Genomic DNA, 23,564 nt, shown 5'->3' on the forward strand with positions numbered 1-23,564 from the left:
GGTTCGCCGTGACCACATCCCTGCGACAGGTCCTGTTCATGGTCGGCATCATGGTCGCCGTCCTGGCCGCCGCGATGGTCTTCCCGGCCATGCTGGACGCGGCCGAAGGCGACGGGGAAAGCGCCAGCGCCTTCTTCATCTCCTCGATCCTGGGCATGTTCATCGGCGGCGCCACGGCGCTGGTCAATCGCGGCCCGGTCGACTCGATCACGCCGCGAACGGCCTTCGTGCTGACAGTCGGCGCCTGGCTGGCGCTGTCCGTCTGTGCCGCGCTGCCGCTGCGCCTGGCCGGCGAGGGACTGAGCTGGACCGACGCCTTCTTCGAGGCGGTCTCGGGCCTGACGACGACCGGGGCGACCGTGATCACCGGACTCGACTACCGGCCGGAAGGCCTCCTGCTCTGGCGCGCGATCCTGCAATGGATCGGCGGTATCGGGATCATCGTGACGGCGATGGCCTTCTGGCCGATGCTGGGTATTGGCGGCATGCAGCTCTTCCAGCTGGAGACCGGCGACAAGTCAGACAAGATCCTGCCGCGGGCGACCCAGATCGCCGCCAGCATCTCGCTGATCTACCTGATCCTGACGCTGATCTGCTTCTTTGCCTTCATGGCGGTCGGCATGGACTGGCTGCACGCGATCTGCCACGCCATGTCGACGCTATCGACGGGCGGCTTCTCGGCGTCGGACAATTCCATGGGCAATTACGTGCACATGGGCGCGGACATCATCACCACGATCTTCATGATCCTGGCCTCGCTGCCCTTCGTTCTGTTCATCGTGGCGATCCGCGGCAAGCCCATGGCTCTGTGGCGGGACGCCCAGGTGCGCGGCTTTCTGCTTGTGGTGACCGTCGCAACGGCCTTCCTGACCGTCCTTCTCTGGATGACGGGCGCGCATGAAGAAGGCGGCGCGATCCGGCAGGCGGCCTTCAACTCGGTCTCGATCATCACGGGGACCGGGTTTGCCACGGCGGACTATGGCGCATGGGGGCCGATCTCGCAGGCCGCCTTCTTCGTCTTCATGTTCATCGGCGGCTGTGCCGGCTCGACGACGTGTTCGGTAAAGATCTTCCGCTACCAGATCGCCGGCACCGCGATGCGGCGCTATCTGGCGAAACTTCTGCGTCCCAATGCGGTGATACCGATGCACTATAATGGCCGCATAGTGGATGAAAAAACGCTCCACTCGGTACTCGGTTTCTTCTTCGTCTTCTTTGCCGTCTACGCAATCACCGCGGCGCTGTTGTCGGCGATGGGGATGGACACGGTGTCGGCGCTGTCGGGTGCTGCGACCAGCCTGACCAATACCGGTCCGGGCCTGGGTCCGATCATCGGTCCGTCAGGGACATTCGCGCCCCTCTCCGATCCGGAGAAATGGCTCCTGACCTTCAACATGTTCATCGGCCGGCTGGAAGTGATCGCCGTCCTGGTCTTCCTAAGCCCGCGCTTCTGGCGGAACTAGGAGCATTTCCAGCGAAAGTGGGAACCGGTTTCGCGGTCCGGAAGTGCGACCCCTGGGACCGGGCATTTCCAGCGAAAGTGGGGACCGGTTTCGCGGTTCGGAAATGCGACCACTGGGGACAGCGCATTTCCAGCGAAAGTGGGAACCGGTTTCGCGGTTCGGAAATGCGCTAGCGACTGGCCGCAGCGGCAACCTCTTCGAGGCCGAAACCCCAGTCCTTGTTGCAGTACTCGCAGGTCATCACGATGGCGCCGTCGGTTTCCATTTCCGCGCGGTCTTCGGGCGGGAAGCTGGCGACGATGCCGAGCAGGCGCTCGCGTTCGCACGAGCAGCGCCGGGCGATCTGCGCGGGCTCGAACAGGCGCACCCCGTCCTCGTTGAACAGGCGGAAGAGCAGAGTTCCGGCCGAGAGGTCGGGATCCAGGAGTTCGGCATCCTCGACGGTCTCGTAGAGCGCGCGGACATGGTCCCAGTCATCCCGGGCCGAACCGCGGGTCTCGTCGCCGGCGACCTGCTGCAGCATGGCGCCGCCGCCACGCCAGGCGCGGGCCTCGCCTTCCTTCCAGCTTTCGCCGATGGCGATCCGCAGGCGCGTAGGTGTCTGTTCGGACTGGGCAAAATAGCCTTCCGCGACCTGCGACAGGGACGCGCCCTCAAGCGGAACGACGCCCTGGTACTGGTCCTTGTCGGGACCATAGTCGAGCGTCATCGCGAAAGCGCCCTTGCCCAGGAGACGCTCCATCAGCGTGTCGCGGGGCGGGCTATCGGCGAGCACGGCCTCGACGGCTTCACGGTCGATCTTGGCAAAGCCGCGCACGCCCTCGCCACTGACATATTCGGCCACGACAAAGCGGATCGGACCCGACCCGTTCGCCTGCACGATCAGCCGGCCGTTGAATTTCAGCGCATCGCCGACGAGGGCGGCGATGATCACCGCCTCGCCGAGCAGATGGGCTACCGGTTCGGGATAGGCGTGCGCCGACAGGATCGCGTCCAGCGTTGATCCCAGGCGGCAGACACGGCCGCGAACGGCCCGTCCCTCAACCTGGAAACCTGCCACGATATTGTCATGCTCTCCAAGCGGATCGCTCACGCCGTCTCTCCGTTCGGCAAGGGTTGGACTAGCTGGCCTCGAGCGCGTCGAGCGCTTCGTCGAGAATGGCCACCGCCTCGCTGGCATCGTCCTTGGTGATGATCAGCGGCGGCGCCATGCGGCAGACATTGTCACCCGCCGCGCCGACCAGGAGATGGCGATCGCGGGCCAGTCCTGCAAGCTTCTTGGGATCGAAACCGTCTTTCAGCTTCACCCCGACCAGCAGACCCTTCCCGCGGATCTCGGCGATCTTGTCGCCGTGACGGTCCATCAGGCCGTGCAGCTGCTGGCGCAGATAGTTGGAGACGTCGACCACGTGATCCATGAAGCCGTCGGAGGTCAGCTCGTCGAACACGACATTGCCGACCGCCATGGCCAGCGGGCCGCCGCCATAGGTCGAGCCGTGCGTGCCGACGACCATGCCGGCCGCCGCTGCTTCCGTCGCCAGGCAGGCGCCCATCGGGAAACCGCCGCCAATGCCCTTGGCTGCGGCCATGATGTCCGGCTCGGCGCCTTCGACCCATTGGTGGGCGAACAGCTTGCCGGTCCGGCCGGCACCCGACTGGACCTCGTCAAAGATCAGCATCAGGCCGTGCTCGTCGCAGATCTGGCGCAGGCCGCGCAGGAAGCTGTCTTCCGGTGCCCGCACACCGCCCTCGCCCTGCACCGGTTCGACGCAGATCGCCGCGGTCTCTTCGGTGACGGCATTCTTCACGGCATCCAGATCGCCGAATTCGACCTGGTCGAAACCTTCCATCGCCGGGCCGAACCCTTCGAGGTATTTCGGATTGCCGCCGGCATTGATGGCGCCGAAGGTGCGGCCGTGGAAGGCGCCGGTGAAGGTGATGATGCGATAGCGCTGCGGATTGCCGTTCACGAAGTGATAGCGGCGCGCCGTCTTCAGGGCGCATTCCATCGCCTCGGCGCCGGAATTGGTGAAGAAGACGCGGTCGGCGAAGGTCGCTGCGCAGAGCTTCTCGGCCAGTTCGATCCCCTTGGGCACCTTGAACATGTTGGACAGGTGCCAGAGCTTGCCGGCCTGCTCGTTGAGGGCGGCCACAGCCTTGGGATGGGCATGGCCCAGACAGTTCACCGCAATACCCGAAATGAAGTCCAGATAGGCATCGCCAGCCTCGGTATACAGGCGGGTTCCCTTACCGTGGTCAAACACGAGATCGGGCGGCGAATAGGTATCCATCATCGGGGCGGGCATGCGGTCCTCCAAAAGCATCGCGGCGCCCGTTTTCGGACGCCTTTGATACTCGTCTAGGCCTCCGCGCTCAGCTCTTCAAGCGCCAGCCTGCGCGCAAGAGCAGATAACAGGCCGCGGCCAGTGCAAGGTTGATCGCGAGCACCAGCACGGCGCCGATGGCGAGATGGCCGTCGGCATGGCCTGTAAAGCCGTAACGGAAGCCGTCGATCATGTAGAAGAAGGGATTGAAATGGCTGATCGTGGCGATCGGTTCGGGCAGCGCCGTGACCGAATAGAAGGTGCCCGACAGGAAGGTCAGCGGCGTGATCACGAAGGTCGTCACGGCGGCCATGTGATCGAACTTCTCGGCCCACAGACCGCCGATCACGCCGACCATGCCCAGCATGGCCGAGGCCGATACCCCGAAATAGAGAACCGCCCACCAGTGCTGCGGCATGATGTTCATGAAGGGGATCAGCGTCACCGCCGTCACCACCGCCACCATGATGCCGCGCGTCATCGCGCCGGCAATGAAGCCGATCGACAGTTCCAGCGCCGACAGCGGCGGCATCAGGAAGTCGACGGCATTGCCCTGCACCTTGGACACCAGGATAGACGAGCCCGAATTGGCGAAGGCATTGTTCAACAGGCCCATCAGGATGAGGCCCGGCGCGAGGAATTCGATGAAGGGGATACCGTTCACATCGCCCCGCCGCGAGCCGATCGCGACGGCAAACACGGTCATGTAAAGCAGCGTCGTTGCGACCGGTGCAGCGACCGTCTGGGTGTAGACCTTGAGAAAACGCCGCACTTCCTTCTTGTACAGCGTCCAGAGACCTAACCAATTGATAAAGCCAAATTTTCTGGGCTCGTTAAGGCCGGTTAAACTGGCGTTACTCATATCGAATTACCCTTAAGATCCCGGTAACCATCCGCGTTAACGATTAGGCGTGCAAGTGAGCTTTCCACAGGAATGGTCATCCCCCGATCTTGTGGCCTCAGTTAGCGCGGGTACAATATCTAGTGTAATTAAACATGAATTGAGATACGCGCTCTTAGCCGACATTCAAGGCAATGAAGCGCATCCAACTCAGGAGATGAGTGCGATGGCCTGGACTGACGAACGCGTCGAGCAACTCAAGAAGCTCTGGTCGGAAGGCCTGAGCGCCAGTCAGATTGCCAAACAATTGGGGGGTGTGACCCGGAATGCCGTGATTGGCAAGGTCCACCGCCTCGGTTTGTCAGGCCGCGCGACCCCGTCGCGCCCGGCCCGCCGCACTGTTAAACCCTCCCGTCCGCGCACCACAACGGCTTCCACCGCGCCGGCCCAGCGCCCGGTGTCGCGTCCCTCCCCCTCAACTCCGACCCCGGCTGCTCCCAAGCCGGCGCCGGTGGAGCCTGCCGTCCTGCCGTCTGGCGAATTTGCCACCGTGCTCACCCTGCGTGACTCGATGTGCAAATGGCCGATCGGCGACCCCGCCCAGGCCGAGTTCCGCTTCTGCGGCCGCAAGACCGCCGGCGGCAATGCCTATTGCGAGGCCCACTCCTCGATGGCCTACCAGCCGAGCGCCAAGCGCCGCCGCCGCACCAGCGATGCCGGGGCCGCCCTCGACGCGATCGCCGCAACCCGGCGCTATAATTTCTGATCACCGGCCCTGCCCTCACCCTCGGGTCCGGTAATGCGGCCGCCTCTTTCGGGGCGGCCGTTTTCTTTTGTGCTTCCGTATGAACGGTCAGTCGGGCGGATCGCCCACCAGCGCCTCGCGCATTTCGGGGATCCAGCTGTCCGTGCGGCGATTATAGGCCCGCAGGGTGGTGGCAAAACCCCAGTGACACCAGGCAAAGCCGCGCTCTTCCGACGCCTGGCGCACCGCCCCCACCCAGCGCGCGCGCAGATGTTCGGGCACTTCGTAATAGACCCCGAACTCACCAACCAGGACCGGCACGTTCTGGGTCTGCGCATACTGCGCCACGATGTCGAAGTCGCGGGCAAGTTCCGCCTCGTCGGCCGGACCGCCCCACTCGATGCCGGTCCGTGACTGGTTCGACCAGGGCGCGCCCTGATGGGTAAACTCGAAGGGCGAGTAATAGTGCACCGTCGTCATGACCCGCGGATCGTCCGCAGGCACCTCGGTCTGCACGAGGCCCTCGATGTTGTTCCAGCGGGCCGAGGACAGGATCACCCACCGCTCCGGCGAGACCGCGCGGACCACATCGAGCAGGTGTGCATTGATCGCATTGACCTGGGCCGCGCTGACGCGGTCGGTTGGCTCGTTGAGCAGTTCGAAGATCAGCGTGTCAGGATAGCCGGCATAGTGCTCGGCCAGTTGCTGCCAGATCGCCGCCAGCTGCGGCAGACGGCCCTCGGGATCGCGCATCAGGGCGTCGAAATGGTGGACATCGACAATCACGCTCAGTCCGCGTGACAGGGCGTGATCGATGATCGCATCGACCCGGGCCAGCACGGCGGGGTCGATACGATCGCCGGCACGCAAATGCGCCGACCAGCGCACCGGCAGACGGATCGTGTCGAAACCGGCCCCGGCGATGGCATCGATATGGCCGAACTCGATCGTGTAACCCCAGGCGCCTTCGTATTCAGCTTCCAGCGCGCCGGACAGGTTCATGCAGCGCGCGACCGGCGGCGTGTCGACAGCGAGTGATTGCCGCGCCGGATCGGGCGCAGCCTGCACGCGCGAGTCCGCCGGTCCTTCGCAGGCCGCAAGAAGGGCCGTGCCCAGGATCACGGTTCTGGAAATCATGTGCATCGCGTCTCTCCCGGCCGGCGCCAGAGCCCGGTCCCGGGCACAGCCTCTCACGATCCGCATCTTTCATATCATAGGTTTTAACTATCATATCGACGGCATTTTTGAATTAGAAGGCATGGAAAACAGGCCCCAAATCCTCAGCGGCTCAAGACAAAGGAGACGCCATGAAATACGTGATTGCGGGTCTGCTGGCCGCGACGGTTCCGGCCGGAACCGCCCTGGCTGACGAATGGGGTTACGCCGGCGAAGGCGCACCGGAGAACTGGGGCGCCTTGTCGCCCGATTTCGCCGTGTGCAGCGCGGGTGTGCAGCAAAGCCCGGTCGACCTGGTTCCGGGCATTATTGCCGACGGCGTCCGGCCGGTCCTCGACTTCGCCGACATTTCCGGTGTCGAGGCCGAGCGCAACGCGCATGGCGTGACCTATCACGTCCCGTCCGGCTCAGCGCAGCTGTCGCTGAACGGCCGCAGCTTCGACCTCCTGCAGTTCCACTTCCATGCCGCATCCGAGCATTGGGTGGAGGGACAGCCCTATCCGCTGGAAGTCCACTTCGTGACGGCCAGCGAGGGCGATCTCGCCGTGGTCGGCGTGCTGTTCGAGCGCGGCGAGGCGCATGCCACTGTCGACACATTGTGGGATGCCATCGGCGAACCGGGCGAGCGCGAGGAGATCGACGGGACGATCAGCCTGGCCTCCCTGCTGCCGCAGGACCAGGCCGCCTTCCGCTATGAGGGCTCGCTTACCACGCCGCCGTGCTCGGAAGTCGTTTCCTGGACCGTGTTCACCACCCCGCTCAGCGTCTCGGACGCCCAGATCGACGCCTTTGTCGACACTGTCGGCGAGAACGCCCGGCCGCCACAGCCTCTCAATCGGCGCTACGTCCTGCTGGACAACTGACGCTCCGGACACCCACCTTGAAAGGGCGCACCTCTTCCCGGTGCGCCCTCATATTTGGGGACTGGTTTCAGGGTGTCGTCACCGGATAGGCGATGATCTCGCCATTCAGTCGCACCATCTCGTCCTGCAGGGCATCGCGGATGGTTTCGGCGAGCGCCGGGGTGATCGTGAAGACGACCAGCATGCGCCGGCCGGACGCGGTGACCTGGCCTGCCCGGCTCCATCGGCCGTCACTGCTTCGACCGGAATGCGCCGACAGTACGATCCAGCTCGTGACGCCCAGCGCCTCGATGCGTGTTTCCACCTGCTCGACCTGGACCGCATCCACTTCCAGCTCGACACGAAGACATGTTTTCCAACCCGTCATTGCACGCCTCCAAGAACCATCTGCGCCGTTGTGAAATAGAGCGGAATTCCGATCAGCAGGTTGAACGGAAAGGTGATGCCCAGGGACAGGGTGAGCGAAAGCGCGGGCCTGGCCTTCGGCAAAGCGAGCCGCATTGCGGCGGGAACCGCGATATAGGAGGCCGATGCCGCGAGCGTCATCAGCAAGGCCGCATTGCCGGGCGACAGGCCGAGACCGCGGCTGATGGCCAGGACGATGCCCGCCGCGATGAGCGGCATGTAGAGCCCGTGCAGCACCACACCCGGCCGCATCTTGCGCCCGTGTTCGACCAGGCCCCGGCCGGCGATCAGCCCCATATCCAGCAGGAACAGGCAGAGCACACCGCGGAACGCGTCGACGAACAGGGGTGAGACCGCCGCCATCCCGGTTTCACCGGAGATCCAGCCGATAGCGAAAGCACCCAGCAGAAGGACGATCGAGCCATTGGTCAGCGGTTCGGCCAGCCGCAAACCGCCGCTGCGCCCTGCAGCACCGGCCAGCAGGAGGCCGGTCAGGATGGCCGGCGCTTCCATCGCCGCGGCCACCGCCACCATGGCGCCGCCGGTGTCCAGCTGCAGCATGCGCGCGGCATCGGAGGCGGCGATGAATGTGACGATGGATATCGATCCGTAATGGGCGGCGATGGCGGCCATGTCGACCCGCGGCAGCGAGGTCGTGGCACGCAGGAGGCCGAAGCTCAGGGCCGGCAGGGCTGCGGACAGCACGACCCCGGCCAGCAGGACCGGAATGATGTCGCCCAGGCTGGCGCGCGCCATTTCGGCCCCGCCCTTGAAGCCGATCGCCATGATCAGGAAGAGCGACAGGCCCTTTGCAAAGGCTTCGGGGAATTTCAGGTCGGACCGTATGAACGCCGCAGCCAGTCCGAGAACAAAAAACAGGACCGGCGGCGAGGCCAGCGTCGCGAGCGCAATGGAGCCGTGTTCCAAAACCTGATCCTTCTGGTGAGATAAGTCCGGCAACCGCCGAGAGAGGGGGCAAGGGGCGGTTGCCGGACAATTCTCTGCACCGGCGGCTTTGGGACCGGAGGTGAGGCCGGCGCAGAGGCGAGTGGGTACGCTCTAGACGGCAGCCATAATGAGTGGAAATATATGGATGCTGTTCTTTCATTAGGAAAAAACTATATATGCGTCCGACCTTCCGGCAGCTCGAATACCTGGTCGCAATCGACGAGACCGGACGCTTTTCCAGCGCCGCCCACAGCATGCATGTCAGCCAGCCCAGCCTGTCCGCGCAGGTGGCCGAGGCGGAAAGCCATCTCGGTTTCAAGGTGTTCGAACGGGGGCGGAACGGCGCGATCGCGACACCGCTCGGCCGCGAATTGCTGGCCCGCGCACGCGAGGTCCTGCAGTCGATGTCCGATATCAAGCGGCTCGCCCAGTACGGCCGGGACGGGCTGGTCGGACAGGTCCGCCTCGGCGTGCTGCCGACGATCGGCCCCTATCTTCTGCCGCGCTGCACGGCCCGCCTGCATGCGCGCTATCCCCAGCTTCGCCTGTCGATCCGGGAGGAATCCTCCGTGGTGCTGAACCAGGCCCTGAGCGACGGGCGCATGGATGTCGTCATTTCCGCACCGGAGGATCATCCCGGCTGTACCGGCGCCGCCCTGTTCCATGAACGCCTGTGGATCGCCGTACCACCGGACGATCCGCTTGCGCAGACGCGCGGGCCCGTCAGTCTGGCCGAGCTGTCCGGCCGTGCCTTCCTGACGCTGGCGCTCGGTCACCGCCTGAACCGGCTGGTCGCGGATCTGGCCGAACGGTCGGGCGGGCATCTGCCGGCCGATTATGAAGGGACCAGCCTGGATGCCATCCGCCATATGGCGGCACTCGGTGCCGGTGTCGCCGTGCTGCCGGAACTCTATGTCCGCTGCGAGGCCGAGCGCGATGACAGCCTGGTCTTCCGGCGGATCGACGACCCGGGCGCCGAACGCGATATCGCGCTGATCTGGCGGCCCGGATCCCCCCTGTCGACCGGCTTCAACGCGGTCGCGGACATCATGCGCGAGGCAGCACAGGCCGCACTCGCACCGCGTATGCGATAGCGGCGTCCGCCACGCCTACCAGCCGACCGTGAAACTGCGCCCGGCATGAGCGCGGCTCTCGGCCTCGTCGACAATCGCAATGGCGAAGTCTTCGACCGAGATGGCCGAGCGGCCGTCTTCTCCCGTCACCAGCATGTCTGTTCCCAGCCGGTAGCGGCCCGTGCGCCGGCCCGGCTCGAGGCTGGCAGGCGGACAGATGTGGGACCAGCCCTCACCGCCTGTGGACAGCACGGCGTCGCGCTGGGCATGGCAGGCCTGCGCGATGGGCCGGACGGCGTCGGGCAGGAAGCCCGGCCGGGTCAGCACGGTCCAGGCCGGCTGGTCGGGAAAGCGCAGGCTTGCCGCTCCGCCGACGATCACGACCGGCACGCCGGTCTCGACGGCCGTATCGAGCAGGGTGCGGGTATAGCCGACCAGCTCGGCTTCCCGGCCGGCGGGCGGCCGCAGCGCCATCACCGCCACATCCTGGTCGCGCAGCACGGCGCGGATCGCCGCCCCGTCGCTCGCTTCGGCGAAGGCGGGAACAGCCAGATCCGGCAAGCCAGCCGCCCGCTGAGGATTGCGCACCACACCGGTGACCTCATGTCCCCGATCGAGCGCCTCGCTCACAACACAGCGCCCGACAGACCCGGCCGCACCGAATACGGCGATCCGCTTCATGCCGTGCCTCCCTGCTTTGCCGACAAGGCCACGGCCGGCGCGCGGGTGGCGCGCTGGCTGAGCCAGATACTGGCCAGCACCAGGCCGGCGCCGGCAAACTGGATCGCGTCCAGCCGCTCGCCCAGCACCACCCAGCCCAGCACGACCGCGCTGACCGGGCTCAGAAAGCCCAGCATGGTCGCGGCCGACGGCCCCAGCCGGGCAATGCCGCGGAACCACAGGACATAGGTCAGGGCCGCACCGATCACGGCCAGATAGGCGAAACCGGCGATATGCCCGGCGTCCAGCGCGGGGAGCGGCGGTTCGACAAGGAGCGCGAGCGGCAGGAGCAGCAGCCCGCCCGCGGTCAGCTGCCACGCGGTCAGGGTGAGCAGCGGAACCTGCGGTCCCCAGCGCCGGGTCAGCACGGTCCCGGTGGCCATCGATGCCGCACCGCCCAGGGCTGCCAGGACACCGATCGGGTCGAAGCCGGCCTGCGGCGATGCCAGGAGCAGGGCCACGCCGGCCAGTCCGCCGGCCGCGGCGATCACGGCAAGCGGGCGGACGGCCGTGCCCAGTGCCAGCCGGGCCAGGCCCAGCACGATCAGCGGCTGGACGGCACCGACTGTGGCGGCGATCCCGCCGGGCAGACGGTAGGCCGCCACGAAGAGGCAGATCCAGAACACGGTGAAGTTCAGCGCACCGAGCACAAAGGCCCGGCCCCACCATGCGCCGGCGGGCAGACGGCGCACGAACAGCAGCAGCAGGAGCCCGGCGGGCAGGGCCCGCAGCAGGGCGAGCGTGACGGGGTATCCGTCCGGCAGCCACTGGGTGGTCACCAGATAGGTGCTGCCCCAGATCGCCGGCGCCAGCGCCGTCAGGAGAATGTCGAAGGTACGGGGCATGAACTACTCCACCGGCAGGGCGACGGGACGCATCGGCGCGGCATCGGCCCCGCGCAGTTTCAGCGATCCGCCGATGAATGCGAATTCGTGGACACCGTCCCGGGCGAGCCCTTCCAGATTGACGAGTTCCATGATCGGTACCCCGTGCTGGGCGAGCAGGTAGGTGTGCAGCGGGACATAATTGCCCGGCACTTCGGACGGGAAGGCTTCCAGGCTGAGATTGTCGGCACCGACAATCATCGCGCCACCCTCCTCGACCAGGAAGCGCGCCGCATCCATGCCCAGGCCCGGTGGGTTTTCCATGTAGCGTGCCGCCGTCTCATAATCCTGCATGCGGCCGGTGCGGATCAGCACCACATCGCCTTCGTGCAGCGGCGTGTCCTGCCGCTCCAGCGCCTGCTGCAGATCGGCACGCGAAATGCGATAGCCGTCCTCCAGCCGGTCGACGCCGAGCGCAGCGGCAACATCGATCATCACGCCGCGGGCGATGATGGGCGGAATGGTTTCCGCGCCGGTGACCTGCCAGCCGCGGTCGCCGAGATGCTCGTCGGCGGAGAAGCCGTTCCAGATCCGGCCGTCGACACCGAAGTGGTTGAGCGCATCGATATGCGTGCCGGTGTGGGTGTACATCGAGACCGCGGAGCCCGTGTAGGACACATGCCCGTTCTGCGCCTCACCCACCCCCATCGGATCGTCGACCACGGTACCTCGCGGCGTGTGGGTCATCCAGATCTGGTAGCGGGGGTCGCCGGCCGCGTGCCAGCCGGGCATGCCGATGAAATACTCGACCGACAGGTCATAGGCGCGTCCGCCAGCGATCCGGCCGAGAATGGCGGCACGGCTTTCGTCGGTCATCAGGTTCAGGCGTCCAAGCTCGTCATCCGGCCCCCAGGGGCTGGTGCCGACGGCGTCCTGGCCCAGGGCCGGAGCCAGGCTGGTCAGCGGGGCCAGCAGGCTGGCGATCAGGAAATGTCTCATATCGTCCTCCGGGATTTGTCGCCGGACCGATCCGGCGCTCCCGTATTTATTCGTTCACATGAGAAGACAAAGACGGCATTATCGAGAACTCTTTTTACCTGGAGTGAAAAATGGACAAGTTTCGCGCCTTGCAGATTTTCCGCCGTGTGGTGGAGCTGAACGGGTTCAGCGCAGCGGCGCGCGATCTCGATCTGTCCAATGCCGGGGTCAGCAAGACCGTCAGCGCCCTGGAGGCGGAACTCGGCGCCCAGCTCCTCGTGCGCACCACCCGCAAACTCCGGCTCACCGATACCGGGCAGGCCTATTACGACCGGGCGGTGGAGATCCTCGAAGCGCTTGCTCACGCCGACGAGGCCGCCAGCGGGTCCGACGCGTCACCAAGGGGGCGGCTGCGCATCTCCGCCCCCATGTCGTTTGGCCTCACAGACCTGGCCGAGCGGCTTCCGCGCTTCCAGCAGCGCTATCCGGAGCTGATCCTCGATGTGGAGTTCAACGACCGGCAGGCCGACCTGCTGGAAGACGGTTTCGATGTCGCGCTGCGTGGCAGCGGCCCCCTGCCCGATTCTAGCCTGAAAGCGCGGCGTCTGCGCCCGCTGCACCGCCTGCTGTGTGCGTCGGCGGAGTATCTGGCCCGCCATGGCACGCCGGAAACGCCGGAGGCGCTGACCAGCCACAACTGTCTCGTCTTCACGATGGCGGCACAGCCGAACAGCTGGGTCTTCCGGCGCGGCGAAGAGACGGTCGAGATTGTGGTTGCCGGCAATCAGCGCATCAACAATTCGATTGCGCTGTGCACGTCCGCGATCGCGGGCTGCGGCATTGTCCTGCTGCCGGACTTCGTCGCCGGCGGGCCGCTGGCCGAGGGCAGGCTGCAGCGCATCCTGCCGGACTGGCATGTCGACGACCAGCATATCCATGCCGTCTATCCAGCCCATCGCGAGCGCGCGCCAAAAGTGCGCGCGCTCATCGACTTTCTGGTCGCCGAATATGCGGAGGCTCAGGCGTTGACGTCGAAAGCGTAGCCGGCCGAACGGACGGTGCGGATGGGATCGCGCTCTTCCTTGGTGTTCAGCGCCTTGCGGAGGCGGCCGACATGGACGTCCACCGTGCGCGCCTCGACATAGACATCCGAACCCCAGACCGCATCGAGCAATTGCTCGCGCGAGAAAACCCGGCCGGGATGCTGCATGAGATAGTCCAGCAAGCGGAATTCCGTCGGGCCGAGATGGATCTCACGGTCAGAGCGTTTCACGCGGTGCGCGACCCGGTCCATCGTGATGTCACCGGCGGTGATCACATCCTCGGCGAGGCCCGGGCGGATCCGGCGCAGCACGGCGCGGATACGGGCAAAGAGCTCGGTCATCGAGAAGGGTTTGACGACATAGTCGTCAGCGCCCGTATCGAGCCCGCGTACCCGGTCGGTCTCCTCGCCGCGCGCCGTCAGCATGATGATCGGCACATTGGCGGTTTCCTGGCGGCCGCGCAGGCGGCGGCAGACCTCGATCCCGGAGACCTTGGGCAGCATCCAGTCGACGAGCACCAGGTCCGGCGTGGTCTCCTCGGCCTGCATCAGGGCGTCCTCACCGTCACCGGCGACGGAGACCTGATAGCCTTCCTTTTCCAGATTGTACTGCAACAGGGTGGCGAGGGCGTCTTCGTCTTCGACCACGAGAACTTGAGGCTTCATCGTTCCGTCTCCACGATCAAGGTCATCAAGATTTGGCGTCGTCCGCCTCGAGCGGCCCGGCTGTCACCATGAAGTGCACAGCCTCGGCGACATTCGTCGCGTGGTCGCCGATACGTTCGAGATTCTTCGCCACAAAAAGGATGTGAACACCCGGCTCTACCTGGCCCGGATCTTCGGTCATGCTCATCAGCATCTGCCGCACGAGCGCGTTATAGCGTTCGTCGACCTCGTCATCGGTGCGCCAGACCCGGATCGCCGGTTCGACATCGGCCGAGGACAGGGCATCGAGCACTTCGTGCAGCTGTTTCACGACGATCGCGCCGAGCCGCTCGACCTGGTCGAGCAGGGAGAGCGGCGCGTATTCGGCCAGGTCCTCCGCCCGGTAGGCGATATTCTTGGCGAGATCGCCGACGCGTTCGAGATCGCTGGCGATCTTCAGCGCGGAAATCGTCATGCGAAGATCGGTGGCCAGCGGCTGACGCAGGGCGAAGAGACGCAGCACGCGCTTTTCGACATCGTCCTGCATCGCGTTGACCTGCTTCTCGCGCTCGCGCACGCCTGCCACGAGGCTGGCATCGCGGCGGACAATGGCAGAGAGCGCCGTTTCCAGCTGGGTTTCCACCATGCCGCCCATGCGGGCGAGTTCGTCGGCCAGCTGGTCGAGCTCCTCGCCATAGGCGGTGACGATATGTGCGGTCTTGGACAGCGCCATTGCGCTACCTCCTCATCTGGCGCCGGCCCCTAGCCGAAGCGCCCTGTGATGTAGTCCTGCGTGCGCGGATCGCGCGGGTTCGTGAAGATGTCCTCGGTGCGGCCGAATTCGACCAGCGTGCCCATATGGAAGAAGGCGGTGCGCTGGGACACGCGGGCGGCCTGCTGCATCGAGTGGGTCACGATGATGATGCAGTAATTCTCGCGCAGCTCGTCGATCAGTTCCTCGATCTTGGCCGTCGCGATCGGGTCGAGCGCCGAACACGGCTCGTCCATCAAGATGACTTCCGGATTGATCGCGATCGCGCGGGCAATCACCAGACGCTGCTGCTGGCCGCCGGACAGGCTGGTGCCCGGATCGTTCAGGCGGTCGGCCACCTCGTCCCACAGCCCGGCCTTCTTCAGGCTGCTCTCGACAATCCCGTCCAGATCGTCACGCGACAGGGCCAGGCCGTGAATGCGCGGACCGTAGGCGACATTGTCATAGATCGACTTGGGGAACGGGTTGGGCTTCTGGAACACCATGCCGACGCTGGCGCGCAGCACGACGGGATCGATCGACTTGTCGTTCACCTCGGCGCCATCGATCTTCAGCGAGCCGGTCACCCGGGCCCCCTCGATCGTGTCATTCATGCGGTTGAGACAACGCAGGAAAGTCGACTTGCCGCAGCCGGACGGCCCGATGAAAGCCGTCACCGAGCGGTCCGGAATGTCGATCGAGACATGGTTGAGAGCCTGCTTGCCGTCATAGGCGACACAGACATCCCGCGCGACCACCTTGATCGGCGGCTCGGTTTCGCCGAAGCCGGCATTCTGGTCGAGGATGTGGGACTGATTGTCGGGCATGGGGTTACCATCTCCGCTCGAAACGGCGGCGCAGATAGATCGCCAGGGCATTGAAGCCGATCATCAGCGCCAGAAGAACAAGAATGGCGGCCGCGGTGCGCGCCTCGAAGGCCCGTTCGGCACCGTCGGACCACAGGAAGACCTGCACGGGCATCACCGTGGCCGGCTGGGTCAGGCCTTCCAGGCCCAGCGTCGGCGCGTCGGCGATGAAAGCGACCATGCCGATCATCAGGAGCGGCGCGGTTTCGCCCAGCGCCTGGGCCAGGCCGATAATGGAGCCTGTGAGGATGCCCGGCGCCGCCAGCGGCAGCACATGGTGGAACACCGACTGCGTCTTGGATGCGCCGACGGCGAGCGCCGCCTGGCGGATCGATTGCGGCACGGCCTTGAGAGCGGCGCGCGAGGCGATGATCACCGTCGGCAACGTCATCAGCGAGAGCACCAGCCCGCCGACCAGCGGCGCTGAACGCGGCAGGCCGAACGCGTTGATGAAGACCGCCAGGCCCAGCAGGCCGAACACGATGGACGGAACGGCGGCCAGGTTGTTGATATTGACCTCGATCAGGTCGGTCAGCCGGTTCTTCGGCGCGTACTCTTCCAGATAGATCGCCGTGAACACACCGACCGGCACTGACAGGCAGATCACGATCAGCATGGTCAGGATCGAGCCGAACAGCGCGCCCTTCACACCCGCCAGTTCCGGCTCGCGGCTGTCGGCATTGCTGAAGAGGTAGGTGTTGAAATCGGTACGCACGAGGCCGCGGGCCTCCAGCGCCCGGGTCCAGACGATGGCCTGGTCGGAAACCCGGCGGCGGCTTTCCGGCGTCTCGATCACATAGAGCGTCCAGTCCGTTGCGCCAGAGATGCCTGCAGCGTCACCCAGCATCACTTCACCGCTGGCCGACCGGCCATTCGCGTCGAGCGCGGTCAACCGCACGGCAACACCGCTCAACTCGACGAGGATGGTGGGCAGGTCCCGGTTCAGCTCGATCCGGCCGTCATTCTCGGCGAGTTCCTCGCGCAGGACCTGCGCCTGGGCGGACAGGCGCTCGGCTTCATAGAGCGCATCCTCGGCATCGCTTCCCTCAAGCTCGGCCGCCAGATTGCGCGCCCGCAGCGCGCGTGCGTCGAGCGCCGTCGCCTCGGCCCGCATGGTCGCCATCGCGTCCTCGACCAGGCTGGAGAAGTCCGGCGCGCTTGAGCGCAGTACCAACCCGTCGCCCGCATCCTCGATCGTCAGGAGACCGCCGGTCAAAAGCGTCCGGTCTTCGACAAGCCGGCCCTTGAGATAGAGATCGAGATCGTCGGCGATCGGCATGCGGAAGGTGTAGGTCTCGCCGACCAGCGACGGATCGGCCAGAACCGCATCCATCAACCGGGTCGCGTTGAGCGGCGTATAAAGGCCGAACAGGTTGCGCAGGTCGCGGCGCGCCGTGACCTCGGGGAATTCGGCCCGGATGGCATCCTGAAGGACGCGGCTGTAGGCGCCGCGGCGCAGCGAGGCTTCGCTGGCATCGCCTTCCGGATCGACCACGGAGCGGTCGAGATGCACCGGCAGGACCAGCTGGTTGACGGTGAAGGCGGGCAGGCCCTGGGACAGGATCGAGATCAGCAGGATCACCAGGATGCCGACGGCCGACGCCACGGCGGCCAGCCCGGCCGCGCGGAAGCGCAGCTCGGCCCGGTAGCGCCGCGGCAATTGACGGCTCACCGCATCGCGAATGGACGTGGTGTCGGACGTATCAGTCATATTTTTCCCGGTATCTCTGGACCACACGCAGGGCGATGACGTTCATGATCAGGGTGATGACAAACAGGACGAGACCCAGCGCAAAGGCCGACAGGGTCTTGGGGCTGTCGAATTCCTGGTCGCCCGTCAGCAGCATGACGATCTGCACGGTGATGGTCGTCACCGATTCCAGCGGATTTGCGGTCAGATTGGCGCCCTGGCCCGCGGCCATGACGACGATCATGGTCTCGCCAACGGCACGCGACACGGCCAGCAGGATCGCGCCGACAATGCCCGGCAGGGCCGCCGGCATCACGACACGCGTGATCGTCTCCGAACGGGTCGCGCCCATGGCATAGGAGCCGTCGCGCAGTGTCTGCGGCACGGAATTGATCACATCGTCGGACAGCGAGGAGATGAAGGGGATGATCATCACACCCATCACGAGTCCGGCCGAGAGCGCGCTCTGGGTCACCACATCGTCGAAACCGAGCCAGGTGAACAGGCCGCGGATCGCCGGGCCCACCGTCAGCAGCGCGAAGAAGCCGTAGACGACCGTCGGGATACCGGCGAGGATTTCCAGCACCGGCTTGGCCGTCGCGCGGAAGCGCGGGCCGGCATATTCGGACAGGTAGATCGCCGACAGGAGACCGATCGGCACGGCCACGGCCATCGCGATCAGCGTGATCAGCGCCGTACCGGCAAACAGCGGCACCGCGCCGAAGGCGCCGGACTGGCCGACCTGGTCGGCACGCAGGGCGATCTGGGGCGACCATTGCAGGCCGAACAGGAATTCGGAGATCGGCACGGTCGAGAAAAAACGGATGCTCTCGAACAACAGCGAGAAGACGATGCCGACCGTGGTCAGGATCGCCAGCACGGAGGAAAGGAGCAGCAGGCCGGTGATCAGCCGCTCGACATGGTTGCGGGCGCGGAAATCCGGGATGACCTGGCTGCGCGTGCGCAACAGACCGCCGGCTGCAAAAGCCAGCGCCAGAACAGCCACGAGATATCGGATGCGATCCTGATAGCGGGCCACGATACGGGCGGCGGCGTTCAGTTCGGCGCTCTCGCGGCTGGACAGCGCCCCGTTGGCGATCTGCATGGCATCGGACAGGAAGAGCTGGCGTTGTTCACGCGGCGCCTGGACGAGCTCGAAGCCCGCGAGCTGACGCATCGACGCGCCGGCGGCCTCGGCCTCGCTGCCGACGGCTGCGACCAGTTCGGCGCGCCGGGCGATCGCGGCCTCTTCGGCAGCCGTTGCGGCATTCAGCGCTTCGCGCTGGTCCTGCTGCAACTGTTCGAGACGGGCCGGATCGCGCTCCTCGCCACGTGCGCTGCGCAGGCGCTGCATGTCGTCGCCGATGGCATTGACGCGCTCGCGCAGCTGCAGGGCCGCGCCACGGAATTCCTCATACTCGGCATCCGACAGAAGGCGCTCGTCGACACGGGCATTCAGAGCGCTGGCTTCGCGCTGAAGCTCGGAAAAGGTCAGGCGTTCAACGGCCTGTCCACCGAAAATGCCGTAGGCAGCGAGCAGCAGAAAAGCCGGCAGGCCGGTCCAGATCGCAACATAATAGCCATGATAGTTCGGCAGCGAGTGGAGACGGACCGTATTGCCGTTCACCGCGCCGATCGCCCGCGCCCGGCCGACATAGAACCCGCCCGCCAGCATGACGATGACCATGAGAGCAACGATGGCGATCACTGACATTCAAAGTGTCCTTCGGACGTCCGGCTTCGGGCCGGCTGCGCGGCAGGCGTGACAGATACTGGGTGTCGCGGCCCCCGTTTATGACAGAGTCGCTACAGTTTTGTGACAACGCACGGCCAGTCTGCAGACGCAGCCGTCAGACGCTTTCGCGGGCCCGCTCGCGCACAGCGGCAGGAACCGGCAAGAAGACCGAGAATACAGACCCTTCGCCCGGTGCGCTCTCGACCGTGAAGCCGCCGCGATGGCGGTTCACGATATGCTTCACAATGGCCAGTCCGAGACCGGTTCCTTCCTTCGGACCGCTCTTCTGGCCGTCGACGCGATAGAATCGCTCCGACAGGCGCGGCAGGTTCCGGCGCTCGATTCCCTTGCCCTCATCGCGGATACGAACCGCAAAATACCGCTCGCGCGGCTCTGAGGCCGGCGCCGCCAGTGTGAGACGGCTGGCCTGTGCACCCAGTACCAGCTCGGGACGTTCGGCCTCGTCGCGCATCAGCGGTCCGGCGATCTCGATCTGCACAGCAGAGCCTTCGGGAGAGTATTTGATCGCGTTCTCGATCAGATTGAGCAGCACTTCCATCAGCTGGTCGCGGTCGCCGATAGCCGGCGCCGAGGCCGGCTTGCGGACGGTGAGGCGGATCGCCTTCTCCTCCAGCTGCGGCCGCAGATAGTCGCGGGCATCCTCGACCAGGGCCGACAGATCCGTCTCGCTGCTGGGCGGCACGTGCTCGTCCATCTCGACGCGCGACAGGGACAAAAGATCGTTGATCAGGCGCTGCATGCGCTCGGTCTGGTCGAACATGATACCCAGAAAGCGCTCGCGGGCCTCGCTGTCGTCACGTGCATGCCCTCGCAGCGTCTCGATAAAGCCCGCCAGCGAGGCGAGCGGCGTGCGCAGCTCATGGCTCGCATTGGCGAGGAAGTCGGCCCGCATGCGGTCGGCGCGCTTGATCGAGGTTTCGTCGGAAAGCACCAGCATGGCCCGCCAGGGCATGACCCGGTCGTCTTCGGCGCGCAGCGGTGCCACGAAAGCCCGCACATGGCTCTCGACCGGTGCCATCATGGAGTATTCGACGGGGTCGACGGCCTGGCCGCGCAGCGCCGTGCTGACCGCTTCAAGTACCTGCGGCTGACGCAACACGGCCGACAGATGTCCCGCCGCCGATCCGAGACCGAGGAATTCCCGCGCCGCGGGATTGGCCAGCTCGATCCGGCCGCCTGCCCCGATCAGCAGGACAGGGATCGGCAGGCTGTCCAGCATGTGCTGGGCCCGGGCCTGCGGATCCACCGGCGCTGGCGCGCTGTCATCCGCAGCCGGCCCGGTCGCAGGGTTCAGCGTGGTCGACACGGTCAGGTAATAAAACGTCGACAGTCCTGCTATAGTGGCGATGGCGACGAGGGTTTCGACAAAGCCGAGTTCCCCGAACATCCAGAACAAGAGGATGACGATCGCGCCAAGCGCTGCAACGGCCGCCGTATCCCGGCGCCGAATCCGGATCAGGGGCCGTTCGTCTGCAGAAGGCTGCCTCATTCTGACTCCGTTTGCATCCGATCCGGCAAGCCGGGGCATCTAACAAAAAAATAAGTGCCCACGGGCTAGTTGAAGCTCTATCGCATATTCGCAGTGCCACGCGAAGCCGTGACGCCACCGGAAACCGGGACGCACCAGGGATGCATCTCGAAAATCGAGAGAGTTTTCATGCCATTCGCTATAGATTTAGTGTTTTTCGATAAAAATCTGTTGACTTTCGAGATGCCTTTTCTAGGATGCAAAAATCATCGAGATCGTGACGTGCGGGGACAACGCATGCGTAAAAGTTTGTTAGTTTTGGCTACGGCCCTTGCCACGGCGTCCTGCGCCAGCCTTCCGGCCTACCAGGCCGGGGATGGTCTTCCGGACGCACCGGCGCAATGGGCTGCAGCACCAAGGGATACAGGTGCACAGGCTTCCCAGGACTGGGTTGCCGAGCTGGGCGATGCCCGGCTACCAGCACTGATCGACGAGGCCTTCGACGCCAATCCGAGCCTCAACCAGTCCTTCGCCCGCTATCGCGCGGCGCGGGCTGCGGCACGGATTGCCGGTTCCGATCGCCTGCCTTCGCTGAACGGCGGGATGGACTACACCCGCACCGAGCGCAACACCGGCTCTGGCAGTGACAGCTTCTCGCTGGGTCTTTCGACCGCGTGGGAAGCCGATCTGTGGGGCCGGGTCGCCGACGGCGCGAACGCCAGTGCGCTGGACGCCGAAGCGGCCGCCGACGATGTCCGCGCATCGCAGCTGTCCGTGGCCGGCTTGGTTGCCAAGGGCTGGTTCTCGCTGATCGAGGCGCATCTCCAGACCGAACTGGCTGAACGCGACCTGGCGACCCGCCAGTCCTCGCTCGACCTGACGGAACGCCGCTTTGCCCGTGGCCTGGTCCGCAGCTCCGACGTGCGCACGGCCCGCTCGGCCCTGGCATCGTCCGAAGCGGCCCTGGCCTCGCGCCGGCGCGCCGAAGCGGCGGCCTCGCGCAGCCTGGAAGCGCTGCTGGGCCGTTACCCGGCTGCACGCCTCGCTCCGGAAGGCGACTTCCCGGAACTGGGCCTGGTCGGCGATATCGGTACGCCGGAAGCCCTGCTGACGCGCCGTCCCGACGTGCGCGCCGCCGAGCGCCGCCTGCAGTCGGCCGGCCTGCGCGCCGATGCCGCCCGCAAGGCGCTCTATCCCAGCCTGTCGCTCAACGGCAGCTCGGGCACGGGCGGAGCCGATGTCGACGACATGTTCGATCTGGACTCGCTGGTTTCCAGCCTGACGGCCAACCTGACCGGCCCGATCTTCAATGGCGGCGCCCTGCGCGGCGCCCGCGATCAGGCCCGGGCCAATGCCGAAGCCCAGCTGGCCAGCTATGTCTCGACCGTGCTGACCGCCTGGCAGGAAGCCGAAAACGCGATCGACGCAGACGCCATCCTGGCCCAGCGCGTGGACAATCTGCGCCAGGCCTATGAAGAGGCTGCCGAGGCCGAAGATCTCGTGATCCGCCAGTATGCCAGCGGCGTCGCCACGATCTTCGACCTGCTCAACGCCCAGTCCCGGCGCATCAGCGCCGAAAGCCAGTACATCTCGGCACGCCGCGAGCGCGCGGCCAATCGTGTCGATCTCTATCTCGCCATCGCCGGCGATTTCTCCGCGGCCCAGTCCGCAGACCCGGCCGCCCCGACAGGAGAATAATCATGGGTAAGCTCATCGGACGTTTCGTCATCATCGGCGGTGTTGCCGTCGTCGGTGTTGCCGTTCTCTTCATGCTGTTCGCAACGCAACCGCAGCCGCAGCGGGCCAATTCGGCGCCGCGGCCGGTCGCCGTTTTTGTCGCGGAAGCCGAGCGGGGCGAAATTGCCCTCACTGTCGACTCCCAGGGCGAGGCCCAGCCGCGCAACCAGATCAACTTGGTGCCGCAGGTGGCGGGTCGCATCACATTCGTGAACCCCGACTTCATCGAGGGCGGTTTCTTCGAGGCCGGCGAAACCCTGATCCAGATCGATGATGCCGACTACCGCCTGGCGGTCACCCGGGCCTCTGCCCAGGTCGCCCAGGCGCAGCAGGCGCTGGCACGCGAACAGGCCGAATCCGAACTGGCCGCAAGCGAGTGGGAAGAACTTGGCGAAGGCCAGGCTTCGGCCCTGACCCTGCGCGAGCCGCAACTCGCGGAAGCGCGCGCCCAGCTGGCTGCCGCCCAGGCCGCCCTGCAATCGGCCCGTCTGGACCTGCAGCGCACGCAGATCTCCGCACCGTTCGCCGGCCGGGTGCGCTCGAAGAATGCCGGTCTCGGCCAGTATGTCTCGCCGGGCACCAATCTGGGTGAGGTCTTTGCGACCGACACCGTGATGGTGCGCCTGCCGCTGACCGATCACGACCTGTCCCTGCTGGGCATTCCGGTCGCCTACAACGCGGCCAATGACGAGCGCGGCGGTGTCCCGGTGGTCCTGTCGGCGACTGTTGCCGGTGGCTATCACGAGTGGGAAGGCCGTATCACGCGCACGGACAGTGCCATCGATCCGCAGACCCGCGTCCTGTACGCCATCGCGGAAGTCACCGACCCTTATGGTTCCGGTGCCGATGACGGCGCACCGCTGGCCATCGGCCTGTTCGTCAATGCTGCCATCCAGGGCCGCGAAGTCGACAACGCCTACATCATCCCGCGCAACGCCCTGCGCGGCGAGGACAGCGTCTACATCGTCCGCGAGGGCGGCACGCTGGAAATCCACACGGTCGACATCATCGACTCCAGCCCGGAACGCGTCATCGTCTCCAGCGGTGTCGAGGCTGGCGATCTGGTTGTGGTCTCGCCGATCCGCGGCGCCAGCACGGGCATGCGCGTACACACCTACAATGCCGGTGGCGAACAGCTCGCCGACTACTCGGCCAATTATGAAGAAGCGCCGGAAGGCGAGGAAACCGGCGAAAGCGTTGCCGACGGCGAAGACGCCGTGGCGAGCGCCGGCTAGGCCCGAAGGCAGGA

21 protein-coding genes and 1 pseudogene are annotated in these 23,564 nt (G+C 65.7%); 7 read left to right on the forward strand and 15 right to left on the reverse strand.

The features are described from left to right. Positions 1–8: 8 nt before the first annotated feature. A complete protein-coding gene (locus ABJO18_RS09615) occupies positions 9–1,463 on the forward strand; it encodes a TrkH family potassium uptake protein (RefSeq protein ID WP_348507041.1) in 1,455 nt (484 codons plus the stop codon). A gap of 169 nt (positions 1,464–1,632) precedes the next feature. On the opposite strand, the gene ABJO18_RS09620 is transcribed toward ABJO18_RS09615, so the two are convergent. From ABJO18_RS09620 to ABJO18_RS09630, 3 genes are all read right to left on the reverse strand, one after another. Continuing rightward, positions 1,633–2,556: an Hsp33 family molecular chaperone gene (locus tag ABJO18_RS09620; protein ID WP_348507040.1), complete on the reverse strand. Its 924-nt coding sequence runs from the start codon at positions 2,554–2,556 to the stop codon at positions 1,633–1,635. 28 nt (positions 2,557–2,584) lie between these two features. Beyond that, entirely contained in the window at positions 2,585–3,769 is a 1,185-nt protein-coding gene (locus ABJO18_RS09625) for an aspartate aminotransferase family protein (protein WP_348515858.1), read from the reverse strand. 67 nt (positions 3,770–3,836) lie between these two features. Continuing rightward, a complete protein-coding gene (locus tag ABJO18_RS09630) occupies positions 3,837–4,649 on the reverse strand; it encodes an ABC transporter permease (RefSeq protein ID WP_348507126.1) in 813 nt (270 codons plus the stop codon). 205 nt (positions 4,650–4,854) lie between these two features. On the opposite strand from ABJO18_RS09630, the gene ABJO18_RS09635 reads away from it, so the two are divergent. After that, positions 4,855–5,394 carry a GcrA family cell cycle regulator gene (locus ABJO18_RS09635; protein ID WP_271185607.1) on the forward strand — a complete coding sequence of 180 codons (540 nt, stop codon included), beginning with the start codon at positions 4,855–4,857 and terminating at the stop codon, positions 5,392–5,394. An 87-nt stretch (positions 5,395–5,481) separates the two neighbouring features. Here ABJO18_RS09635 and ABJO18_RS09640 read toward each other — a convergent pair whose 3' ends face one another. Further along, positions 5,482–6,510 (reverse strand): glycoside hydrolase family 5 protein, encoded by a 1,029-nt coding sequence (locus tag ABJO18_RS09640; protein WP_348515859.1) that lies wholly within the window; start codon positions 6,508–6,510, stop codon positions 5,482–5,484. Between the two features lie 170 nt (positions 6,511–6,680). Between ABJO18_RS09640 and ABJO18_RS09645 the strand changes: the two genes are divergently transcribed. After that, on the forward strand, positions 6,681–7,412 hold the full coding sequence (locus ABJO18_RS09645; RefSeq protein WP_348507128.1) for a carbonic anhydrase family protein: 732 nt from the start codon (positions 6,681–6,683) through the stop codon (positions 7,410–7,412). Between the two features lie 67 nt (positions 7,413–7,479). On the opposite strand, the gene ABJO18_RS09650 is transcribed toward ABJO18_RS09645, so the two are convergent. Together ABJO18_RS09650 and ABJO18_RS09655 are read right to left on the reverse strand one after the other, a co-directional pair. Continuing rightward, positions 7,480–7,779: a hypothetical protein gene (locus ABJO18_RS09650; RefSeq protein WP_348507129.1), complete on the reverse strand. Its 300-nt coding sequence runs from the start codon at positions 7,777–7,779 to the stop codon at positions 7,480–7,482. After that, entirely contained in the window at positions 7,776–8,744 is a 969-nt protein-coding gene (locus ABJO18_RS09655) for a sodium-dependent bicarbonate transport family permease (RefSeq protein WP_348507130.1), read from the reverse strand. The genes ABJO18_RS09650 and ABJO18_RS09655 overlap by 4 nt, the downstream gene beginning before the upstream one ends. Before the next feature lie 197 nt (positions 8,745–8,941). On the opposite strand from ABJO18_RS09655, the gene ABJO18_RS09660 reads away from it, so the two are divergent. After that, entirely contained in the window at positions 8,942–9,859 is a 918-nt protein-coding gene (locus tag ABJO18_RS09660) for a hydrogen peroxide-inducible genes activator (protein ID WP_348507131.1), read from the forward strand. A gap of 15 nt (positions 9,860–9,874) precedes the next feature. Here the strand turns inward: ABJO18_RS09660 and ABJO18_RS09665 are convergent, their stop codons facing one another. From ABJO18_RS09665 to ABJO18_RS09675, 3 genes are read right to left on the reverse strand one after another with little or no spacing between them, the layout of a single operon-like run. Continuing rightward, positions 9,875–10,519 carry an NAD(P)H-binding protein gene (locus tag ABJO18_RS09665; protein ID WP_348507132.1) on the reverse strand — a complete coding sequence of 215 codons (645 nt, stop codon included), beginning with the start codon at positions 10,517–10,519 and terminating at the stop codon, positions 9,875–9,877. Next, positions 10,516–11,403: an EamA family transporter gene (locus ABJO18_RS09670; RefSeq protein WP_348507133.1), complete on the reverse strand. Its 888-nt coding sequence runs from the start codon at positions 11,401–11,403 to the stop codon at positions 10,516–10,518. Before ABJO18_RS09670 ends, ABJO18_RS09665 begins: the two co-directional genes overlap by 4 nt. 3 nt (positions 11,404–11,406) lie before the next feature. Beyond that, positions 11,407–12,381 carry a cyclase family protein gene (locus ABJO18_RS09675; protein WP_348507134.1) on the reverse strand — a complete coding sequence of 325 codons (975 nt, stop codon included), beginning with the start codon at positions 12,379–12,381 and terminating at the stop codon, positions 11,407–11,409. A 110-nt stretch (positions 12,382–12,491) separates the two neighbouring features. Between ABJO18_RS09675 and ABJO18_RS09680 the strand changes: the two genes are divergently transcribed. Beyond that, the gene (locus tag ABJO18_RS09680; protein ID WP_348515860.1) at positions 12,492–13,403 is read left to right on the forward strand and encodes a LysR family transcriptional regulator; all 912 of its coding nucleotides are present in this window, start codon (positions 12,492–12,494) and stop codon (positions 13,401–13,403) included. Here ABJO18_RS09680 and phoB read toward each other — a convergent pair. The 6 genes and pseudogenes from phoB to ABJO18_RS09710 form a co-directional block, all read right to left on the reverse strand. Further along, on the reverse strand, positions 13,379–14,068 hold the full coding sequence (phoB, locus tag ABJO18_RS09685) for a phosphate regulon transcriptional regulator PhoB (RefSeq protein ID WP_291883368.1): 690 nt from the start codon (positions 14,066–14,068) through the stop codon (positions 13,379–13,381). The two genes, ABJO18_RS09680 and phoB, sit on opposite strands and share 25 nt — an antisense overlap. Before the next feature lie 25 nt (positions 14,069–14,093). Then, the gene (phoU, locus tag ABJO18_RS09690) at positions 14,094–14,780 is read right to left on the reverse strand and encodes a phosphate signaling complex protein PhoU (protein ID WP_348506848.1); all 687 of its coding nucleotides are present in this window, start codon (positions 14,778–14,780) and stop codon (positions 14,094–14,096) included. A 29-nt stretch (positions 14,781–14,809) separates the two neighbouring features. Next, positions 14,810–15,636, reverse strand: a pseudogene (pstB, locus tag ABJO18_RS09695) (phosphate ABC transporter ATP-binding protein PstB). Further along, positions 15,630–17,375, reverse strand: a complete 1,746-nt coding sequence (gene pstA / locus ABJO18_RS09700; protein WP_348506849.1) for a phosphate ABC transporter permease PstA — start codon at positions 17,373–17,375, stop codon at positions 15,630–15,632. Before pstA ends, pstB begins: the two are co-directional and overlap by 7 nt. Beyond that, on the reverse strand, positions 17,368–19,068 hold the full coding sequence (gene pstC / locus ABJO18_RS09705; protein WP_348506850.1) for a phosphate ABC transporter permease subunit PstC: 1,701 nt from the start codon (positions 19,066–19,068) through the stop codon (positions 17,368–17,370). Before pstC ends, pstA begins: the two co-directional genes overlap by 8 nt. A 136-nt stretch (positions 19,069–19,204) precedes the next feature. Further along, positions 19,205–20,599 (reverse strand): ATP-binding protein, encoded by a 1,395-nt coding sequence (locus tag ABJO18_RS09710; RefSeq protein ID WP_348506851.1) that lies wholly within the window; start codon positions 20,597–20,599, stop codon positions 19,205–19,207. A gap of 297 nt (positions 20,600–20,896) precedes the next feature. On the opposite strand from ABJO18_RS09710, the gene ABJO18_RS09715 reads away from it, so the two are divergent. Both ABJO18_RS09715 and ABJO18_RS09720 read left to right on the forward strand, forming a co-directional pair. After that, positions 20,897–22,276, forward strand: coding sequence for an efflux transporter outer membrane subunit (locus tag ABJO18_RS09715; protein WP_348515861.1), 1,380 nt, complete (start codon positions 20,897–20,899; stop codon positions 22,274–22,276). Between the two features lie 2 nt (positions 22,277–22,278). Beyond that, the gene (locus ABJO18_RS09720) at positions 22,279–23,550 is read left to right on the forward strand and encodes an efflux RND transporter periplasmic adaptor subunit (protein WP_348509095.1); all 1,272 of its coding nucleotides are present in this window, start codon (positions 22,279–22,281) and stop codon (positions 23,548–23,550) included. Positions 23,551–23,564 lie beyond the last annotated feature (14 nt).

Origin of the sequence: Maricaulis sp., assembly GCF_039978735.1 — a bacterium.
GTDB lineage: Bacteria > Pseudomonadota > Alphaproteobacteria > Caulobacterales > Maricaulaceae > Maricaulis.

Excerpts from the sequence above, each read along its gene's own strand:
- ABJO18_RS09635 (WP_271185607.1), top strand. The coding sequence starts at position 4,855 with ATGGCCTGGACTGACGAACGCGTCGAGCAACTCAAGAAGCTCTGGTCG.
- ABJO18_RS09660 (WP_348507131.1), top strand. The coding sequence starts at position 8,942 with ATGCGTCCGACCTTCCGGCAGCTCGAATACCTGGTCGCAATCGACGAG.
- pstA (WP_348506849.1), bottom strand. The coding sequence starts at position 17,375 with ATGACTGATACGTCCGACACCACGTCCATTCGCGATGCGGTGAGCCGT.
- ABJO18_RS09640 (WP_348515859.1), bottom strand. The coding sequence starts at position 6,510 with ATGATTTCCAGAACCGTGATCCTGGGCACGGCCCTTCTTGCGGCCTGC.
- phoU (WP_348506848.1), bottom strand. The coding sequence starts at position 14,780 with ATGGCGCTGTCCAAGACCGCACATATCGTCACCGCCTATGGCGAGGAG.
- ABJO18_RS09670 (WP_348507133.1), bottom strand. The coding sequence starts at position 11,403 with ATGCCCCGTACCTTCGACATTCTCCTGACGGCGCTGGCGCCGGCGATC.
- ABJO18_RS09680 (WP_348515860.1), top strand. The coding sequence starts at position 12,492 with ATGGACAAGTTTCGCGCCTTGCAGATTTTCCGCCGTGTGGTGGAGCTG.
- ABJO18_RS09665 (WP_348507132.1), bottom strand. The coding sequence starts at position 10,519 with ATGAAGCGGATCGCCGTATTCGGTGCGGCCGGGTCTGTCGGGCGCTGT.
- ABJO18_RS09675 (WP_348507134.1), bottom strand. The coding sequence starts at position 12,381 with ATGAGACATTTCCTGATCGCCAGCCTGCTGGCCCCGCTGACCAGCCTG.
- ABJO18_RS09645 (WP_348507128.1), top strand. The coding sequence starts at position 6,681 with ATGAAATACGTGATTGCGGGTCTGCTGGCCGCGACGGTTCCGGCCGGA.
- ABJO18_RS09650 (WP_348507129.1), bottom strand. The coding sequence starts at position 7,779 with ATGACGGGTTGGAAAACATGTCTTCGTGTCGAGCTGGAAGTGGATGCG.
- pstC (WP_348506850.1), bottom strand. The coding sequence starts at position 19,068 with ATGTCAGTGATCGCCATCGTTGCTCTCATGGTCATCGTCATGCTGGCG.
- ABJO18_RS09625 (WP_348515858.1), bottom strand. The coding sequence starts at position 3,769 with ATGCCCGCCCCGATGATGGATACCTATTCGCCGCCCGATCTCGTGTTT.
- phoB (WP_291883368.1), bottom strand. The coding sequence starts at position 14,068 with ATGAAGCCTCAAGTTCTCGTGGTCGAAGACGAAGACGCCCTCGCCACC.
- ABJO18_RS09630 (WP_348507126.1), bottom strand. The coding sequence starts at position 4,649 with ATGAGTAACGCCAGTTTAACCGGCCTTAACGAGCCCAGAAAATTTGGC.
- ABJO18_RS09710 (WP_348506851.1), bottom strand. The coding sequence starts at position 20,599 with ATGAGGCAGCCTTCTGCAGACGAACGGCCCCTGATCCGGATTCGGCGC.
- ABJO18_RS09720 (WP_348509095.1), top strand. The coding sequence starts at position 22,279 with ATGGGTAAGCTCATCGGACGTTTCGTCATCATCGGCGGTGTTGCCGTC.